The 18,502-nt window shown below is 74.0% G+C and carries 19 protein-coding genes; 5 read left to right on the forward strand and 14 right to left on the reverse strand.

Annotated elements, in window-relative coordinates:
* The first annotated feature begins 29 nt into the window (after positions 1-29).
* Positions 30-1,382 carry an FAD-binding oxidoreductase gene (locus E1212_RS09515; RefSeq protein ID WP_131981662.1) on the forward strand — a complete coding sequence of 451 codons (1,353 nt, stop codon included), beginning with the start codon at positions 30-32 and terminating at the stop codon, positions 1,380-1,382.
* Positions 1,383-1,447: 65 nt separating this feature from the next.
* Here E1212_RS09515 and E1212_RS09520 read toward each other — a convergent pair whose 3' ends face one another.
* From E1212_RS09520 to E1212_RS09535, 4 genes are all read right to left on the reverse strand, one after another.
* Positions 1,448-3,058 (reverse strand): amidase, encoded by a 1,611-nt coding sequence (locus E1212_RS09520; RefSeq protein WP_131981664.1) that lies wholly within the window; start codon positions 3,056-3,058, stop codon positions 1,448-1,450.
* Positions 3,055-3,336 (reverse strand): hypothetical protein, encoded by a 282-nt coding sequence (locus tag E1212_RS09525; protein WP_131981666.1) that lies wholly within the window; start codon positions 3,334-3,336, stop codon positions 3,055-3,057. Before E1212_RS09525 ends, E1212_RS09520 begins: the two co-directional genes overlap by 4 nt.
* A gap of 77 nt (positions 3,337-3,413) precedes the next feature.
* Complete coding sequence (locus E1212_RS09530; protein ID WP_131981668.1) at positions 3,414-4,520, reverse strand: M24 family metallopeptidase; 1,107 nt, start codon at positions 4,518-4,520, stop codon at positions 3,414-3,416.
* A gap of 38 nt (positions 4,521-4,558) precedes the next feature.
* Positions 4,559-5,239 carry a GOLPH3/VPS74 family protein gene (locus E1212_RS09535; protein WP_131981670.1) on the reverse strand — a complete coding sequence of 227 codons (681 nt, stop codon included), beginning with the start codon at positions 5,237-5,239 and terminating at the stop codon, positions 4,559-4,561.
* A gap of 38 nt (positions 5,240-5,277) precedes the next feature.
* On the opposite strand from E1212_RS09535, the gene E1212_RS09540 reads away from it, so the two are divergent.
* The 3 genes from E1212_RS09540 (at position 5,278) to E1212_RS09550 (ending at position 7,460) form a co-directional block, all read left to right on the forward strand.
* Complete coding sequence (locus E1212_RS09540) at positions 5,278-5,982, forward strand: class E sortase (RefSeq protein WP_131981672.1); 705 nt, start codon at positions 5,278-5,280, stop codon at positions 5,980-5,982.
* Positions 5,983-6,128: 146 nt separating this feature from the next.
* The gene (locus tag E1212_RS09545) at positions 6,129-7,058 is read left to right on the forward strand and encodes a 5'-3' exonuclease (protein WP_131981674.1); all 930 of its coding nucleotides are present in this window, start codon (positions 6,129-6,131) and stop codon (positions 7,056-7,058) included.
* 51 nt (positions 7,059-7,109) lie between these two features.
* On the forward strand, positions 7,110-7,460 hold the full coding sequence (locus E1212_RS09550) for a hypothetical protein (RefSeq protein ID WP_131981676.1): 351 nt from the start codon (positions 7,110-7,112) through the stop codon (positions 7,458-7,460).
* Positions 7,461-7,484: 24 nt separating this feature from the next.
* On the opposite strand, the gene E1212_RS09555 is transcribed toward E1212_RS09550, so the two are convergent.
* The 8 genes from E1212_RS09555 to E1212_RS09585 form a co-directional block, all read right to left on the reverse strand.
* On the reverse strand, positions 7,485-8,540 hold the full coding sequence (locus E1212_RS09555) for an NAD-dependent epimerase/dehydratase family protein (RefSeq protein ID WP_131981678.1): 1,056 nt from the start codon (positions 8,538-8,540) through the stop codon (positions 7,485-7,487).
* A 10-nt stretch (positions 8,541-8,550) separates the two neighbouring features.
* Positions 8,551-11,313, reverse strand: a complete 2,763-nt coding sequence (locus tag E1212_RS09560; protein WP_131981680.1) for a DEAD/DEAH box helicase — start codon at positions 11,311-11,313, stop codon at positions 8,551-8,553.
* On the reverse strand, positions 11,310-12,221 hold the full coding sequence (locus E1212_RS09565; RefSeq protein WP_131981682.1) for a diacylglycerol kinase: 912 nt from the start codon (positions 12,219-12,221) through the stop codon (positions 11,310-11,312). Before E1212_RS09565 ends, E1212_RS09560 begins: the two co-directional genes overlap by 4 nt.
* Positions 12,199-13,068: a twin-arginine translocase subunit TatC gene (gene tatC / locus E1212_RS09570; RefSeq protein ID WP_131981684.1), complete on the reverse strand. Its 870-nt coding sequence runs from the start codon at positions 13,066-13,068 to the stop codon at positions 12,199-12,201. The genes E1212_RS09565 and tatC overlap by 23 nt, the downstream gene beginning before the upstream one ends.
* Before the next feature lie 31 nt (positions 13,069-13,099).
* Complete coding sequence (gene tatA, locus E1212_RS09575; RefSeq protein WP_131981686.1) at positions 13,100-13,408, reverse strand: Sec-independent protein translocase subunit TatA; 309 nt, start codon at positions 13,406-13,408, stop codon at positions 13,100-13,102.
* An 85-nt stretch (positions 13,409-13,493) separates the two neighbouring features.
* The gene (locus E1212_RS29365; RefSeq protein ID WP_162605400.1) at positions 13,494-13,667 is read right to left on the reverse strand and encodes a hypothetical protein; all 174 of its coding nucleotides are present in this window, start codon (positions 13,665-13,667) and stop codon (positions 13,494-13,496) included.
* Between the two features lie 10 nt (positions 13,668-13,677).
* Positions 13,678-14,718 (reverse strand): helix-turn-helix transcriptional regulator, encoded by a 1,041-nt coding sequence (locus E1212_RS09580; RefSeq protein WP_203416705.1) that lies wholly within the window; start codon positions 14,716-14,718, stop codon positions 13,678-13,680.
* A 20-nt stretch (positions 14,719-14,738) separates the two neighbouring features.
* Positions 14,739-15,683, reverse strand: a complete 945-nt coding sequence (locus E1212_RS09585; RefSeq protein WP_131981688.1) for a helix-turn-helix transcriptional regulator — start codon at positions 15,681-15,683, stop codon at positions 14,739-14,741.
* 85 nt (positions 15,684-15,768) lie between these two features.
* Between E1212_RS09585 and E1212_RS09590 the strand changes: the two genes are divergently transcribed.
* Positions 15,769-16,857 (forward strand): DUF3866 family protein, encoded by a 1,089-nt coding sequence (locus E1212_RS09590; protein WP_131981690.1) that lies wholly within the window; start codon positions 15,769-15,771, stop codon positions 16,855-16,857.
* Here E1212_RS09590 and E1212_RS09595 read toward each other — a convergent pair whose 3' ends face one another.
* On the reverse strand, positions 16,858-17,919 hold the full coding sequence (locus tag E1212_RS09595) for a hypothetical protein (protein WP_131981692.1): 1,062 nt from the start codon (positions 17,917-17,919) through the stop codon (positions 16,858-16,860).
* A complete protein-coding gene (locus tag E1212_RS09600) occupies positions 17,916-18,431 on the reverse strand; it encodes a SigE family RNA polymerase sigma factor (RefSeq protein WP_131981694.1) in 516 nt (171 codons plus the stop codon). The genes E1212_RS09595 and E1212_RS09600 overlap by 4 nt, the downstream gene beginning before the upstream one ends.
* Positions 18,432-18,502 lie beyond the last annotated feature (71 nt).

Below are 18,502 nucleotides of genomic sequence, written 5' to 3' on the forward strand. Positions count from 1 at the left end.
CGATCTCAGCACCTGGATGGAGTACCTTGATGGACGACCTCGACGGCTTCCGCGCATCGCTCACCGGCCGGGCCTGCACTCCCGGCGACGACGGCTACGACGACGTGCGGCGCCCGTGGAACCTGCTCGTCGACCAGCATCCCGCCCTCGTCGTCATGGCGCGGAGCGCGGCCGACGTCCAGGCGTCGGTCCGGCTGGCCCGCGAGCGCGGCCTGCCGTTCGCCGTGCAGTCCTCCGGCCACGGCGCCGTGCGCGGCAACGACGACGGCGTCGTCGTCAACGTCACCGAGCTCACCGGGGTCGCCGTCGACGCCGAGCGGCAGGTCGCCCGCATCGACGGCGGCACCCGCTGGCGCGCCGTGCTCGAGGCGGCCGATCCGCACCAGCTGGCCGGCCTGTCCGGCACGGCGCCCACGGTCGGCGCCATCGGCTACACCATGGGCGCCGGCCTCGGCCTGCTGCTGCGCCGCTACGGCTTCGCCGCCGACAGCATCGTGGCGGCCGACGTCGTCACGGCCGACGGCGCCCTGGTGCGGGCGAGCGCCGACGAGAACCCCGACCTGCTCTGGGCGATCAAGGGCGGCGGCGGCAACTTCGGCGTCGTCACCTCGCTCGAGGTGCGGCTGCAGCACGTGCCGGCCGTGCACCACGGCACGATGATCTATCCCGGCGCGCGGGCCGCCGACGTGCTGCGCACCTGGGCCGACTGGACCGGCCAGGTCTCCGACGACGTCACCGCGGCGGCCATGGTCATGACGGTCCCGCCTGCGCCGACGGTGCCCGAGCCGCTGCGTGGCCAGCACGTCGTCATGCTGCGGGCCACCATCGCCGCCGACCACGGCGACGAGCTCGAGGCGCTGCGCTCGGCCCTGGGCGCGCCCATCGCCGACATGTTCCGCACCACCGGCTATCTCGAGGCGGCTCTCTCGGGCAGCGAGCCCACCGACCCCATGCCGTCGGCCGGTCGCAGCACGGCGCTGGCCGAGCTGGGCGACGACGTCATCGGCGCGCTGACCGACCTGGCCGCGCCGGGCTCGCCGGTGCCGGGGGTCGAGATCCGGCACCTCGGCGGCGCCGCCGCGAAGGAACAGGACAGCCCGCTGTCGCACCGCGACGCCCCGTACGTCGCGGCGGCGCACGCCCTGGCCGCCACGCCGGAACAGCTCGCGGCCGTCGAGGAACGCCTCGACCACGGGTTCGCCGCACTGGGCGACGCCGCCCGGCCGCACGGGTTCCTCAACTTCCTCGCTCCGGGCTCCACGCCCGAGGTGGTGAAGGCCGCCTACTCCGACGCCGCGTACGAGCGGTTGCAACAGGTCAAGCGCACCTGGGACCCCGACAACGTGTTCCGCTACACGCACAACATCCCGCCCGCCGCCTGACCTCCGCGCCGGCCCCGTGATGAGAAGACCACCCGGGCAACGATCCCCGCCGAACTCGGCGCACCTCACTCCGACTGCTCGGCCACCTCAGCGGCGGTGAGCCGCGGCCGGGCCGGCGCCAGCGACCGCGCCCCGGCACCAGCCGCCACCGGATCGGCCGGGCGCTGCCAGTGCCAGTCGGTCAGCGCCTGGTAGGCCGCCGCCACCGAGAGCAGCCGGTCCTCGGCGTACGGCCGGCCGCCCAGAATGGTCCCGATGGGCAGGCCGCCGGAGAACCCGATCGGCAGCGCCAGCTCGGGCAGCCCGATGATGTCGAACGGCACCGGCGACGTCTGCACCACGACGTCGCACTGCTCGAACAGACCGGACAGCACCCGCTCCAGCAGCACCAGCTTGGCTCGCTGGCCGGTCACGTACTCGTCGGCGCCCATCAGTGCGCCCTGCAGCCAGCTGGTCAGCGACACCCCGAACAGCTTGAGGTCCTGGCGCAGGTACGGCACGAACGGCTCGGACCGCTCGGGCAGCCGGACGTCGTTGAACCGGCCGGTCAGCAGGCCCCACTCGTCCGGCAGCGTCACGTCCACCACGGTGCAGCCCTCGACGCCGGCCAGCGTGTCGAGGAACGCCCGCCGCGCCGCCGCCGTCGAGCTGGTCCCGGACACGAAGCCCGGGATCACGCCGATCCGGGTCTTCCACCGCAGCGTCACCCGCGACCCTCGGTACACCGGGGTCGCCGCGGACGCCAGGTTCGGCACCGGCGGCAGCCCCTGGGTGCGCGGGTCGTTCGGGTCCTCGCCGGCCATGGCCTGCAGCATGATCGCCGCGTCCTTGGCGTCCCGGGCCAGCGGGCCGGGGTGGTCGCGCGAGTACGTCAGCGGCACGATCCCGTACAGCGACGCCCGGCCCATGGTCGGCTTGAGGCCGGTGAGGTTCTGCGCGTTCGACGGCGCCGTGATCGAGCCGCCCGTCTGGGTCCCGATGCCCGACACCGCCAGCCGCCCGGCCACCGCCGTCGCCGTCCCCGTCGAGGAGCCACCGGGGTTGGTCGACGGGTTCGACGGCGTCCACGCGTTCACCGTGGTCACGACGCCGTCGGGCGTGGTCGCGCGGGTGGTCGCCAGCGGGCCCATCTGGGTCTTGCCCAGGACGATGCCGCCGGCCGTGGTCAGCCGGGCGACCGCCGTCGCGTCGAACGGCGGCACGAAGTCGGCGAAGACGTACGAGTTGGCCGTCGTCGCCACCCCCGCCGTGTAGTAGTTGTCCTTGATCGCCAGCGGGATCCCGTGCAGCGGTCCGTGGTACCGGCCGCGCCGCAGCGCCCGCGCCGCCGCCGTCGCCTGCTCGGCGAGCACCAGGTTGAACGCCTGGTACGTGCCGTCGAACGCGGCGATGCGCTCCAGGTGCGCCTCGACCAGCGCCTCCGGCCGCAGCCGCCCGGCCCGGATCAGCCAGGCCGCCTCGGCGATGGTCAGCTCGGTGAGGTCGGCGACGGCCTCGGGCCGCGGCTCGGCGTAGGCGTCCGGGTGCGGGCTCGACCCCGACCGGGTGGCGACGGGGCCCGAGTAGGCCACCTGCGGCAGCCCGACGGTGCCGGCCACCGCCGCGCCCGCCCCGAGCACCGCCATGCGCGCCAGGAACGAGCGGCGGTCGACGTGGACGTCCTGCGGGGCACTCATGCGTCCCGCCACGCGGTGCTGATGGACGGGTACAGCATCGGGGCCGCCTGCTGCGAGACCTCGACGCTCGGCGCCGGCGGCACCCACGCGCTGATCTCCGACAGCGAGGACCGGACGAACGATCGCAGCGACGACAGGACGGCGGCCTGCCCGGGCGCGCCGGTCTCCGGGTCGTCGGCGGTGCCGGGCGGCAGCTGGCTCAGGTCGATGCCGACGGCGGCGAGCCGGGCCCGGATCATGACGTCGAGCTCGGCGTCGGTCGGTGGCGTGGGCGCCATGTCGCTCCTCGAGGGTGGTCGGGACGAATGCCAGGACCACGCTCGCGCGGAACGATTTCGGCGCTATGTCGAGAATGTCACGTATCCAGGATCACGAGGTCGCGCGGACGCCGGTTCAACGCCTCGACCCCGTCGGCCGTCACCACCACGATGTCCTCGATGCGCGCCCCGTGCCGGCCGGCCAGGTAGAAGCCCGGCTCGACGGAGAACGCCATGCCCGGCTCGAGCGGCAGCGTGTTGCCGGCGACGATGTACGGCTCCTCGTGCGTCTCGAGGCCGATGCCGTGGCCGGTGCGGTGGACGAACGCCTCGCCCAGGCCCGCCTGCGTCAGCACGGAGCGCGCGGCGGCGTCGACCGACTCCGCCGTCACGCCGGGCCGCACGTGGGCCACGGCGGCCGCCTGGGCCGCCTGCAGCGCGTCGTAGGCCGCCCGGTACTCAGCACCCGGGTCGCCGGCGGCATAGGTGCGGGTGGAGTCGGAGCAGTAGCCGGCCTCGGTCGTGCCGCCGATGTCGACGAAGACGGGGTCGCCGGCCTGGATGACCCGGCCGCTGCTCTCATGGTGCGGGCTGGCGGTGTTCGGCCCGGACGCGACGAGCACGAAGTCGGCGCGCACGTGACCCTCGGCGACCATGGCGGCGGCGATGTCGCGGCCCACCTCGGCCTCGGTGCGGCCGGGACGCAGCCACTCGGCCATCCGGGCGTGCACGCGGTCGATCGCCGCCGCCGCCTCGCGCAGCGCCTCGACCTCCGCCTCGGACTTGCGGATCCGCAGTTCGGACAGGACGGCGCCGGCGGCCACCTGCTCGGCGTCCGGCATCGCGGCGCGGAACCGCAGCGCCTTCTCGGCCCACATCTGGTCGTCCAGCCCGACCCGGCGGACGCCCGGCAGCAGCCCAGCGGCGAGCGCGACGGCGTCGTCGGTCTCCTGCCAGGTGCGGATGTCGAGCGCCAGCTTCCCGGCGCCCGACGCGACGGAGGCCGGCTCCTCCAGTCCGGGCACCACCAGCGACGCCGTCCCGTCCACGGGCAGCACCAGGCAGGTCAGCCGCTCCAGCGGCAGGGCCTCGTAGCCGGTGAGGTAGCGCAGCCCGGCGCCGGGCGTGATCAGCAGGGCGTCGAGGCCCGCGGCGGCCGCGGCGGCGCGGGCACGGGCGAGACGGTCGTCGAGATCGGCGGTCACCTGCCGAACTCTATCGAGCGGCGTCCGGGCCGAACGTGTCAGCTGCTGCCGCCCGCCACCGCGGCGGTGCTGCCGGCCACGATGGCGGCCGTGACCGCGGCCTGGACCTCCTGGACCGCCTTCTTGACGGCGTCGGCGGCCCACGCGCCGTCGGAGATTTCCTTGGCCCGCCGCTTGACCGCTCGCCGGTCGTCGGACGGGACGACCTTGTGGACGCCGTCGACGGCGAGCAGGAGCGACGCCAGCGCGGCCGTGCGCGGGTCGGGCTCGAGCCCGGTGACGAGCACGTCGTGCAGCCGCTGCCGCACGGCGGCCTCGTGCGACGCGTCGTCGGCCGGCCAGCGGACGGTCGGGAAGATGCCCAGCACCTTGCCGGACTCCTCGCGCAGCAGCCCCCGATCGGCGAGCCGGCGCAGCAGGCGGTCGCGGGTGCCCTTGCGCAACTGGCCGAGCACGTTCTTCGGCTTCTTGCCCTCGTCGTCGGCCAGCTCGGCCAGGGCGTGGTCGAGGACGTCGTCGCCGACGGGGCTGGAGTCGCGCACGACCAGCCGGTCGCGCTTGACGTCCTCGCCCGGCCCGGCGACGGCGACCTTGCCGAGCAGCGACAGCTCGATCAGCAGCGCGCCGGCGAGCGAGTACTCGATGCGCGTGCCGTCGAAGGTCGGTCTGCCCGATTCGTCGTCATAGCTCAGCAGCAGCAGGTCCTCGGCGATCAGCACGTGTTCGACTGTAGCGGGACGCCTATTAGGGTCGTGGTATGCCACGACACGCGCCCCAGCGCGTCAGCACCCGGCCGCGCCGCAGTGCGTGGGCCACCGTCATCGGCGGCATCGGCGAGCTCCTCCTCACCGCGGGCGCCCTGGTCCTGCTCTTCGTCGTCTACATCATCTGGGGCACCGGCATCCAGACCGCCCAGGCGCAGGACGCGCTCGAGGACGAGCTGGGCCAGCAGTGGGGGCAGATCGAGCCCGGCACGCCGCCGCCCGACCCCGACGAGCTGGCCGACGGCGACGCCTACGGCATCCTGCGGATCCCCCGCTTCGGCGACGACTGGGAGTTCACCGTCGTCCAGGGCGTGCTGGCCGACGACCTCGCCCGCGGCCCCGGCCACTACCCCGGCACCGCGAACCCGGGCGAGGTCGGCAACGTCGGCATCGCCGCGCACCGCTCCGGCCATCTGTCGCCGTTCGCCGACTTCCCGGACCTGCGGGTGGGCGACACCATCGAGATCGAGATGGCCGACGGCACCTACGTCTACCAGCTCGACGACGCCCCCGACGGCGACAGCAACGGCAACAAGATCGACATCAGCGACGTGTGGGTGGTCGACCCCGTGCCCGGCGAGCCGCGCGACACCGAGCCGACGGAGCGGCGCATCACGCTGACCACGTGCTGGCCGCGCTTCGGCTCGTCGCATCGCATGTACGCCACCGGCACCCTGGTCAGCGGCCCGGCCGGCTGACCTCCGCACTCGCCGCCGACCCACCTCCAAGCGGGTGAGGACCGCGCCGCGCGCGGTCGCCTCCGGCGTTCTCCTTGCGAACGTAGGAGCGGTGCCCAGGTGAGTCAACGGACCTTCGGCCCTAACCCGCCAGTACGCTGACGGGCATGCCCGGGACCGAGAACCGCCTGATGCTCCTCGACACCGCCTCGCTGTACTTCCGCGCCTTCTTCGGAGTGCCCGACTCCATCAAGGCGCCCGACGGCACGCCGGTCAATGCCGTCCGCGGGCTGCTCGACTTCATCGCCCGGCTGACGACCGACCGCGGCCCGTCCCGGCTGGTCGCCTGCCTCGACGCCGACTGGCGTCCGGCGTTCCGGGTCGAGCTGCTGCCGTCGTACAAGGCGCACCGGCTGGCCAACGCGGCCCGCAACATCGAGGAGGTCCCGGCGGCGCTCGAGGCGCAGATCCCGGTCATCCTCGAGGTGCTGACGGCACTGGGCATCGCCCACATCGGGGTCAAGGGCTTCGAGGCCGACGACGTCATCGGCACGCTCGCCACTCGCGACAAGGGCCCGGTCGACGTCGTCACCGGCGACCGCGACCTGTTCCAGCTGGTCGACGACGACCGCGGCGTGCGCATCCTCTACACCGCCCGCGGCGTGGGCCGGCACGAGGTCGTCGACGAGACCGTCGTCACCACGAAGTACGGCATCCCGGGCCGCTCGTACGCCGACTTCGCGACGCTGCGCGGCGACCCCAGCGACGGCCTGCCGGGCGTGGCCGGTGTCGGCGACAAGACCGCCGGCACGCTGATCACCCGGTTCGGCAGCATCGACGGGCTGCTGGCCGCCGTCGACGACCCCGAGGCGGAGCTGTCGCCCACGCTGCGCCGCAAGATCGCCGACGCGCGCGATTACCTCGCCGTTGCGCCCACCGTCGTCAAGGTGCGCCACGACGTGCCGCTGCCCGACTACGACGACACCCTGCCCCAGGCGCCGGCCGACCCCGAGGCGCTGGTCGAGCTGGCGAACCGGTGGGGCCTCGACTCCTCGCTGAATCGCGTGCTCAACGCGTTCAACCCGGACCCGGCCTGAGGTCGCGCGGCGGTCGCCTGCCGTTCGCCCGGCGCCGGTAGCGTCACCACCATGCGCACCACCGTCGCGGCGGCCGCACTGGTCGTGCTCCTGGCCGGCTGCTCCGGCTCCGGCGACGACGTCGCCGGCTGCGACTTCGACACCGAGGAGTGGGTGGGCCTCGACGCCACCGACGACGACCAGGGCGCCCGCAAGGGCGAGCTCGCCGGCATCGTCGTCGACTGCGGCCTGCTCGACGACGCCACCCGCGCCGAGACGGCGCAGCTGCTCGGCGAGGGCGGCGCCGCCGACGCCACCAGCTGGGAGTACATGACCCGGCCGACGATGATCGACTTCGAGCTGCTGGTCGTGGACTTCGGCCCCGGCGACACCGTCACGCGGGTCTACGTCAGCCAGAGCTGACGCCCGCCCCCTCCGGCGTGGCGGTCACGACGCCGGCGTTCCGGCCGCGCGCAGGATGGCGGCCTCGACCTCCGGGTCGAGGCCGACGGCGGGCCGGTCGGCGCGCTGCGGCGCGGTGCCGCCGATCGAGCCCAGCCAGGCCCAGGTGTCGGCCACGGTCTCCTCGACCGGCCGGGCCCGAAGGCCGGTCGCCAGGGCACGCGACACGTCGGCGGTGTGCAGGCCGAGCGTCTCGAACTCGTGACCGGGCGGGATCCAGACCGGCAGGTCGTTCCACGGCACCACACCGGCCTCGAGGATCACCGACGGCTCGACCCAGCGCAGCGTGGCGTTGCCGCCGGTCACCGCCACGACCGACGCCAGCAGCTCGCCCATGGTCGTGTGGCCGGGCCGGCTGACGGCGTTGAACACGCCGCCCGTGCCGGCGGCCACGGAATCGACCAGCCAGGACGCGAGGTCGCGGGCGTCGATGTACTGGATCGGCAGATCCGCCGGACCGGGAGCCAGCATCGGCCCGCCGCGGGCGGCACGGTTCAGCCACCACGGCAGCCGGCCGACGTCCTCGTAGGGGCCGAGGATCAAGCCGGCGCGGGCGATCAGCGCGCGGTCGCCGAACGCGGCGAGGGCGGCCAGCTCCGCGCCGGCCTTCTGCTGGCCGTAGTCTCCGTCCTCGGCGTCCGGTGAGGACTGCACCGCCGGCCACGACTCGTCGGCGCCGGGCGGCACCGGCGGGGCGTACACCGACCGGCTGGACACGTACGCGTACGCTCCCACCCGGTCGCGCAGCACGGCGGCGCTGTCGCGGACCGCCCGCGGGATGCCCGACCAGGTGTCGACGACGGCGTCCCACTCGCGGCCGCCGTCCAGCACCGACAGCGACGACGGATCCAGCCGGTCGCCGTGCAGCACCGACAGCGACGACGGATCCAGCCGGTCGCCGTGCAGCACCTCGACACCGTCGGGCCGGGACGACACCCGCAGCCCCCGGTTGAACGTCGTCACGTCCCAGCCGCGCGACACCGCGTCGTCGACCACCGCGCGTCCGACGAACCCGGACCCGCCCAGCACCAGCAGCCGCATCAGTCGTCCCTCACTCCGCCGACAGCGTCGCGTACGCGACCACGCCGCGCCGCAGGGCCCCCGACGCCTGCCGCGCCGTCTCGCGCAGCGGCGTGCCGGACGCGGCGTCGGCGATCTGGTCCAGCAGGTCGAGCAGCTGGCGCACCGCGCGCACGAAGTCGCCGGCGGCCAGTTCGGCGTCGCGCAGCACGGAGTCGAGCCGATGCCCGCTGGCCCAGCGCCAGGCGGCATGGGTGAACCCGAGGTCGGGCTCGCGCAGGAAGTCGAGCCGGTGCGTGGACTCGACGTGGTCGAGATCGCCCCACAACCGCACCATCTCGGCCAGCACGTCGCGGACCGGGCCGGGTGGCAGCCGCGGCGGGACGGCGTCGTCGGGCTGGCGCGACTCGTAGGTGAGGGCGGCGACGGCGCCGGCCAGCTCGGCAGGGTCGAGGCCGGCCCAGACGTCGCGGCGGATGCACTCGGCGGCCAGCAGGTCCAGCTCGCCGTAGAGCCGGGCCAGCCGCCGCCCCGGCGGGGTGACGGCGTCGCCGGACAGGTAGTCGAGGTCCTCGAGCACGCGGCACACGCGGTCGAACTGGCGGGCGACGGTGTTGGTGCGCGACTCGACCCGGCGCTGCAGCTGCTCGGCCTCGCGCTTGAGCCGCAGCCAGCGCTCGGACCAGCGGGCGTGCTCCTCGCGGTCGGGGCAGCGATGGCACGGGTGGTCGCGCAGCTCGCGGCGCAGCCGGGCCAGTTCCTCGTCGTCGGCCGCCGCGGACCGGCCGCGCCGCTTCCCCTCGTACTGCCTGCCGGCGCCGTCGGGTGCCTTGGCCCGCAGCGACGCGGCAAGGTCGCGCCGGGAGGCCGGGACCCGCGGGTTGAACGACTTCGGGATGCGCAGCTTCGCCAGCGGCTCGACGGCGTTCGGGAAGTCGATCAGCGACAGCCGGCGGACCTGGCGGCCCTCGGTGAGCACCGTCGGGCGCGGGCCGTCGCCGCCGTGGGGGCCGCCGCCGGGCATGCCGGGGTCGAGGACGACGGCGAGACCGGCGAACTTGCCCGTGGGCACCCGGATGACGTCGCCCGGGCGCAGCTTCTCGAGCGCCGCCGCCGACGCCGCTCGCCGCTGTGCCGTGCCCTCGCGGGCCAGCCGGGTCTCGCGGTCCTTGATCGCCTGCCGAAGCCCGGCGTACTCCTCGAAGTCACCCTTGTCGCAGGTCATGGCCTCGCGGTAGCCCTCGAGCGCCTCTTCGGCGCGGCGCAGCTGCCGAGCCAGGCCGACGACGGCGCGGTCGGCCTGGAACTGGGCGAACGACGACTCGAGGATCTCGCGCGACGCGGTGCGCCCGACGCTGTCGACCAGGTTGACGGCCATGTTGTACGACGGCCGGAACGACGAGCGCAGCGGGAAGGTCCGCGTCGAGGCCAGCCCGGCCACCGCCGTGGGGTCGAACCCGGGCTGCCACAGCACGACGGCGTGCCCCTCGATGTCGATGCCCCGGCGCCCGGCCCGCCCGGTGAGCTGGGTGTACTCCCCCGGCGTGACGTCGGCGTGGGTCTCGCCGTTCCACTTGACCAGCCGCTCGAGCACGACGGTGCGGGCCGGCATGTTGATGCCGAGGGCCAGCGTCTCGGTGGCGAAGACGGCGCGGATCAACCCGCGGACGAACAGCTCCTCGACGACCTCCTTGAAGGTCGGCAGCATGCCCGCGTGGTGCGCGGCGATGCCCCGCTCCAGCCCCTCGGACCACTCGTGGAAGCCCAGGACGTGCAGGTCCTCGTCGGGGATGCCGGTGGTGCGCTCCTCGATCAGCTGCCGGATCTCGAGCTGCTCGTCCGGTGAGGTGAGCCGGACGCCGGCGCTCAGGCACTGCTGCACCGCGGCCTCGCAACCGGCCCGGCTGAACACGAACACGATGGCCGGCAGCAGCCCGGCCGAGTCGAGCTTCTCGAGCACCTCGACCCGGCCCGGCGTGTACGTGCCGCGCGGACGGCGTGGCGGTCGCCCGCCGCGGCCCGCACGTCCGCCGGGCCGGGAGCTGCGGACGTCGTCGCGGGCGGACCGGACCAGCTCGGGGCTGACGACGCGCCGGCCCTCGCCGTCGGCCTCGCCCTGCGCGAACAGGTCGTACAGCCGCGGCCCGACGAGGACGTGCTGCCAGAGCGGTACCGGCCGCTTCTCCTCGACGACGACGTCGGTGTCGCCGCGGACGGTGGTGAGCCAGTCGCCGAACTCCTCGGCGTTGGAGACGGTGGCCGACAGCGAGATGACGCTCACCGACTCCGGGAGGTTGATGATCACTTCCTCCCAGACGGCGCCGCGGAACCGGTCGGCGAGGTAGTGCACCTCGTCCATGACGACGTAGCTCAGCCCGTTCAGCGTCGGCGAGCCCGCATAGAGCATGTTCCGCAGCACCTCGGTGGTCATGACGACCACCGGCGCCTCGCCGTTGACGGTGTTGTCGCCGGTGAGCAGGCCGACCTTGGCCTCGCCGTGGCGGGCGACGAGGTCGTGGTACTTCTGGTTCGACAGCGCCTTGATGGGCGCGGTGTAGAAGCACTTGCGGCCCTCGGCGAGCGCCAGGTGCACGGCGAACTCGCCGACCAGCGTCTTGCCGGCCCCCGTGGGCGCCGCGACCAGCACACCGCGGCCGGCCTCGACACTGCGGCAGGCGCGCAGCTGGAAGTCGTCGAACTCGAACCCGTAGTCGGCCTGGAACCGCCGCAGATGCGGGGACGGATCGCGTTGTCGCCGATGTGCTGCCGCGTACCGTTCCGCCGGCGAACTCATGGGTCCAACGGTATCCCGGCCGCCGGCACGAACACCCGCTGGGCGCGCGGGACGACGTCGAAGGTGCGCGGCAACGGGCCCAGGCGCTCGCCGTCGACGTACGCGGTGATGCCCGGTGCGTCCAGCTTCACCTGCCTGGCCCGGTGCACCGTCACGAACGGGTACACCGTGTGGGTACCGTGCTTGACCCGGCGGAACGCGCGGACCAGCGTCAGCCGGCCCACCGGCGCCACCACCACGACGTCGAACACGCCGTCGTCGAGCTCCGCGCCGGGCGTGATGCGCAGCCCGCCGCCGTAGGACGGGATGTTGCCGACGGCGACCAGCATCGCCTCGAGGTCGAGCACCTCGCCGTCGAGCTCGAGGTGGTACGGGATCGGGGTGAAGACGCCCAGCTCGGCGAAGGTGGCGAGGTCGTAGCGGCGCGGCCCCTTGGGCCAGCGCATGCGGTTGACGCGGTCGTTGACCTTCGCGTCGAACCCGGCGGCGACGACGCCGGCGAACCACTGGCCGTCGGTGCGGCCGAGGTCGATCTCGCGCAGGTGGCCGGCGGCCACGACGTCGGCGGCGGCGTCGGCGTCGCCCAGTGGCAGGCCCAAGGCCCGGGCGAGGTCGTTGCCCGTGCCGGCCGGGACGACCCCGAACGGTGTGCCGCTGCCGGCGACCGCCTGCAGGCCCAGGTGGACCATGCCGTCGCCGCCCACGACGACGAGGGCGCGGACGCCGTCCTCGACGCTCTCGCGGGCGAGATCGGCCGCTTCCCGGACGTCGCGGCCGGCCAGCGTGCGCACCGCCAGGCCGGCCTCGGCGAGGCGGTGGGCGGCACGCCGGCCGGCCCGGGCGCCACGCCCACGGCCGGCCGACGGGTTGATCAGAAGTGCGAGCTCATCGCCGGCGGCGGTCGTCATCGTCGTCGACGCGGCCCAGCTCGTCGAGCAGGTCGTCAGGCGTGGCCTCGTCGTCGGACAGCCCGGACCCGGCGGCGCGGTCGCGGCGCTTGTCCATGACGCGGCAGACCAGCACCGCCATCTCGAACAGGATCCACATCGGGATGGCCAGGACCATGAGCGAGAGCGGGTCGCCGGTGGGGGTGGCGACGGCGCCGAAGGCGAAGATGCCGACGATGACCCAGCGCCGTGCCGCCCCCAGGGTCTCGTGCCGCAGCACGCCGACGGCGTTGAGCAGCACGACGAAGATGGGCAGCAGGAACCCGATGCCGAAGACCAGCACCAGCCGGATCGAGAAGCTCAGATAGCTGCGGAAGTCGACGATGTTCGTGAAGTCGCTCGGGGTGAAGTCGAGCAGGAACTCCATGGCCCGCGGCATCAGCCAGATGGCCAGCAGCACGCCGAGGCCGAACATCGGCACGGCCGTGCCGATGACGGCGAGCGCCCACTTCTTCTCGTTGCGGTACAGCGCCGGGGTGACGAACGCCCAGAGCTGGTAGATCCACACCGGTGCGCCGAGGACCAGGCCGGTCAGCATGGCGATCTGCAACGGGACGACGAGCGGGTCCATCATCTCGCGCAGGTTGAGATCGGCCTCGCGGTCGCTGTTGCGCGCGGCGTCGAGGAACGGGTCGACCAGGAAGCTGACGATCTGGTCGCGGAAGACGAATCCGAGAATGCCGAACGCCACCACCGCCAGCGCGGACTTGACCAGGCGGTTACGGAGCTCGCGCAGGTGCTCGGTGAGGGTCATGCGGCCCTCGGGGTCGCGCTCCGGCTTGGAGCCCTTGCCCCGACGGCCGATCACGGTGGCCACGTCGGTCTACGTCGGACGTACGTCAGGCGTCGCGGCGCTGGTCGTTCGCCGGGTCGGCCGGCTGTTGTGCGGGCTGCTGCGGGGCGGCCTGCTGCGGCGCCGCGGTGGGCTCGACGGCGCGCTGGACCGGCTGCTGCGCCTGCGGGGCGGAGCCCTCGCCGGTGATGTCGTCGCGCTTGTCGTCCTTGTTGATGAGGCCCTCGGTCTCGGACTTGAAGATCTTCAGCGAACGACCCAGCCCACGAGCGGCCTCCGGCAGCCGCTTGGCCCCGAACAGCAGGAACACGATGGCCAAGACGATGATGAGTTGCCAGGTGCCGATGCTACCCATGGTCGACCTCTTCCTGACGGGGGACGTCCCGTCGATGGTACCCGCCGCGCTCGGCGGGCCTGGCATGCCGATCGCGTGCCGGGGACTACTTCAACCTTGATCCTACGGTTTCGTCAAGGTCGTCTTGCAGAGCGTTCATCTCCCTGCCCAGCGTGCCGAGCTTGCGCAGTAGCCCCCAGGCCGCCCGCACGACCAGCACGATGGCGAGGACCAGCGCGACGGCGAGGGCGACGAACAGCCAGACGGCGAGGGCGGACACGATGCGAACACTACTCCCCGTACGCGGCCAGCGCGTCGCGGGCGGCCGCTGTGACCTCGGCGGACAGCTCGGCGGGCTCCACGACGCGCCCGGTGGAGCCCAGCCGCAGCGCCAGCCGTCGCACCCACCCGCGGTCGCGGGCGCGCAGCTGCAGCCGCAGCTCGCCGCCGGGCAGCTCCTCAGCGGACTCGTACGGGTAGTAGTCGGCCACCCACCGGCCAGCCGGAGTGAGGACGAATGTCACCAACTCGTCATCGGGAGACGGCTGGAACAGGCCGCCGTCGAGGTCGCGGGGGCGTGCCTCGCTGGGCACCTGGGCCGGGACGTCGAGCTCCTTGACGTCGAGCACGCGGTCGAGGCGGAACAGCCGCACCGACTCGGCACGGTGGCACCAGCCCTCGAGGTAGAGCCGGCCGTCGACCACGACCAGCCGCATGGGGTCGACATCGCGCTCGGTGGCCTCGTCGCGAGCCGGCACCCAGTAGGACAGGTGCAGGCGGTTCTTGCTGTCCAGCGCGCCGCGGACGGTGGCGGCGACGTCGGCCACGGCGTCGCCGTCGACCTGCACCTGCACGGCCGCGGCCTGCTGGGCGGCTTCGCCGGCGGCGTTCTCGAGCTTCGTGATGGCCCGCTCGACGGCGCCGCGCTCGAACGAGCCGGGCACCGCCGCCAGCGTGCGCAGCGCCACGATGAGCGCGACGGCCTCGTCGGTGCGCAGGCGAAGCGGCCGGGCGAGGTAGTCGGCGTTCGAGACGCTGATGATGCCCTCGCCCTCGACCGCCTCCATGTCGACCTCGATGTAGTCGCCCATCTGCAGGCCGGGTAGACCCGAGAACCAGAGCACCTGCAGGTCGCGGATGACCTGCCGCTCACTGACCCCGAACAGCGCCGCCACCTCGGACACCCTGGCGCTGGGGTGCGAGCGCAGGTACGGCAGCATCGAGAGCAGCCGGGTGACCTGCGCCTGGGCGCTGTCGGCCCGGCGCACCGGCGCGGTGGTCTTCGCGGCCGTCCGCTTCCGGGTGGTCTTCTTCGCGGCGGTCTTCCTCACCGGCTTCCTCGCCGGAGTGGTCACGCCGGCACCGCCAGGATCGCGCGCAGCCGTTCGACGACGGCGTCGCGCAGCTCGACCGGCTCGGCCGCGACGACGTCGGCGCCGTGGCTGACCAGCTCTTCGGCCAGTGCCTGGTTGCTCGTGTAGGGCACCGTCACCTCGTCCCATCCGGTGATCGCGTCGGTCGCTACGAACGTAGCGCGCCGGCGCAGGCCGTGCCCGCTGCCGTGCCGGACCCGGACGATCGCGTGCAGGACCGGCGAGCGCTCCGGCGGCGCCAGCGAGGCGGCGGCCTCGCGCACGGTCTCGGGCGACGGGACCTCGTAGCTGCCGGGCTCGCCGTCGGGCCGGACGTCGCCGACGATGCGCGACATGCGGAACATCCGCGCGTCGTCGCGGTCGGTGTCGTGGCCCACGACGTACCAGCGGCCGTGCCAGGACAGCACGCTCCACGGCTGCAGATGGCGCTGCAAGGGCTGCGACGTCGAGCTCTTGCGGTGCTGGAAGGCGACCGGGCGGCGGTCGCGCACGGCCTCCCAGAGCGGCCAGAACGCCGGCTCCTCTCCCCCGACCCGCGGTTCGACGGCGCCCAGCGACCGGGTGTCGGCCTCGACGCCGACGGCCTGCAGCTTGACGACGGCGTTGCTGGAGGCCTCGGAGAGGTAGGTGTGCTGCCAGACCCGCGCGGCCAGACCGACGACGGCGGCCTCGTCGGGCTCGAGCCGGATCTCGGGCAGCTCGAACTCGTGGCGCAGGATGCGGTAGCCGGGCTCCTCGTCGCCGAGCGGGTCGAAGCCGCCGGTCTCGATGGGGATGCCGACCTCGCGCAGCTCCTCCTTGTCGCGCTCGAACATCCGCTCGAACGCGTCGTCGCTCTGGTCGCCGTAGCCGCCCACGACCTCGCGGATCCGGCTCTTCGGCACGTACCCGCGCGCAACGAGCAGACAGATGACCAGATTCATCAGCCGCTCGCTCTTGGCCGCCTGCGACACGCCAACCCCCAATCCCCTTGCCAGCGCGAGAGTAGCCAATAGCTAGTCTCAAGGCGTGATCCGCTGGCGAAACGGTGTTGTCAAAACAGTAGACGCCTCCTGGGCCGGAGCCACGCAGCTGCGTGTCGAGGTCGACGGGCAGCTGGTGCGCGCCCTCGCATACGACGAGCTGGTCGGCCGGCCCCGCCCGGGCGAGATCGTCGTGCTCAACACCACGGCGCTGGCCATGGGCCTGGGGACCGGCGGGTTCGCGCTGGTCGTCGCCGTGCCCAACCAGCTGCCGCCTGACCCCGCGCCCGGCCCCGGGCACCTGGTCAAGGCCCGCTACACGCCGCTGCAGGCCACCGTCCTGGGCGTCGACGAGCAGGACTCCGAGTGGCACGAGGTGCTGCGCGAGGCCGACGACCTCGCCGGCATGCCGGTCGTGACGGCCGACCTGCACTCGGCGCTGCCGGCGATCCTGGCCGGGCTGACCACCTCGGCCGAGTTCCCGGCCTCGGTGCGGGTGGCCTACGTCATGACCGACGGCGGCGCACTGCCGCTGTGGTTCAGCAAGAACGCGGCGGCGCTGCGCGAGGCCGGCTGGCTGGCCGGCACGGTCACCGTCGGTCAGGCCTTCGGCGGCGACCTCGAGGCCGTCACGCTGCACACCGGGCTGCTGGCCGCCAAGCACGTGCTCGAGGCCGACGTCGCCGTCGTCACCCAGGGCCCGGGCAACCTGGGCACCGGCACGAAGTGGGGCTTCTCCGGCGTGGCCTGCGGCGAGGCCGTCAACGCCGCCGTCGTGCTGGGCGGCCGCCCGGTCGCGTCACTGCGGGTCAGCTCGGCCGACCCGCGGGCCCGCCACCACGGCGTGTCGCACCACAGCCTGACGGCGTACGGCAAGGTCGCGCTGGCCCCGGCCGATGTCGTGGTGCCGGACCTGCCCGGCGAGTTCGGCGAGAAGGTCCGCATGCAGGCGGCCCGGCTCGACAACCGCCACCACGTCGTCACCGTGGCCGTCGACGGGCTCGAGGAGGCGCTGGCAACATCGCCGGTGGCCCTGTCGACCATGGGCCGCGGCCTCGACGACGACGCCGCCTACTTCCTGGCCGCGGCCGCCGCCGGCAAGCACGCCGGCGACCTGCTGAAGCACGACGGCTGATCAGCGGGTCGCGGTCGGTGTCTCGGACGGCTCGGCCTCCGGAACGGCGGCGGCGGCGTCGACCACCCGCTGGTCGTCGGCCGGCACCGGGCCGACGGTCGCGGCGATCTCGAGGGGGTCGAGGCCCTCGGCGAGGGTGAGCGTGGCGATCACGCCAGGCGCCGGGACCCACACCAGAGCGCCCTCGCGGCGTAGGAGGGCCGGGCGGCCGGCGACGTCGACGAGCCGGTCGCCGACCAGCCCCCAGCCGTAGATGCCGCCTGCCGCCGTCTGGACGGTGAGCGACCCCTGCGGGCCGGAGACCGTCCAGTCGTACAGGGTCGACCGCGCCTGACCGCGCTCGCCGACGTGCTCGATCCCCATCGCGGCCTGCCAGTCGCTCAGATCGACGACGCCGTCCTCCACGGTGGCCGTGGCGGCCAGGTCCGCCAGCTCGGCGGGGGTGAAGCCGTCCGCGTCGATCCGCAGCTGCCGGCCGTCCGGCAGCAGCCAGGCGAGGTCGCGCCGGCCCGCCTCGCCGTCCTCCGGCCCGGGCACCAGCGTGCCCGGCGCCGTCCCGGCCGGCACCACGTCGGCCGGCTCCGGGCCGGACACGACGGCCAGCCGCACGATCACACCGTCGGCGTCCACGTCGGCCAAACTCACCTCGCCGTCGCCGCCGCACGGGCCGGTCTCCATCCGCGGCCAGGCCTCCCGGACGTCGAGCCGGCCGTCGTCGGGCCAGAGCAGCCGCACCTCGTCCGGCAGCTCCGCCGGCGTGATCCGGTAGCCGTACCCGGGCAGGTCCTCGCAGTCCCCGCCGACCCCCGTCGGCAGGTCGGACGGCGCCATGGTGGCGGGCTGCGGCGTCGTCGTCTGCGAGCCGGTGCCGCCGAGGAGCGGCAGCACCCCGCCGGCCACGGCCGCCGCCGTCAGGACCGAGGCCGCCCCCACCTGCACGCGGTGCCGGCGCAGCCGCCGCCGGCCGCCGTCGCGGGCCCGCCGCAGCACGTCGCCGTCGGGGTCCAGGCCGTTCGTCGCGGCCGTCAGGGCGGCGCGCAGGGCGTTCTCGTCGCTGGTCATGACCGTGCCTCCGGGGTGAGATGGGTGTCGTCGATGGCGGGCAGCACCGTGCGCAGCCGGGCCAGGGCGCGCGCCGTCTGGCTCTTCACGGTGCCGACGGAGCAGCCCATGGCGGCCGCGGCGTCGGCCTCGGAGAGGTCGGCGAAGAACCGCAGCACCACGACCGTCCGCTGCCGCGCCGTCAGCGCCCGCAGCGCCGCCACGACGACGGCGCGCTCGTGGTACGCGGTGGCGGCGTCGGCGCGGTGGTCCGGCCGGTCGTGCTCGAGCCCGAACGCGGACTCCTGGGGCCGCCGCGACCGCAGCCGCCAGCGGTTGATCGCCTGCCGGGTCAGCGCCCGGTGCGCGTAGGCCGCCGGGTCGGCGACCCGTGGCCAGGCCACGTACAGCCGCTCGTAGACGTCCTGGACCAGGTCCTCGGCGAGGCCGCGGTCCCCCGTCAGCAGGTAGGCCGAGCGGAGCAGCCGGGCCGACCACCCGGCCACGAACTCGTCGAATCCGTCGTTGCGCACACCCCTCCTGACACCGCCCTGACCGGAAAGGTTGCCGCGAACGCGAGGACTCCCGCCACCCCGGGCGGGGT

The sequence above is a fragment of the Jiangella ureilytica genome, from assembly GCF_004348545.1.
Lineage (GTDB): Bacteria > Actinomycetota > Actinomycetes > Jiangellales > Jiangellaceae > Jiangella > Jiangella ureilytica.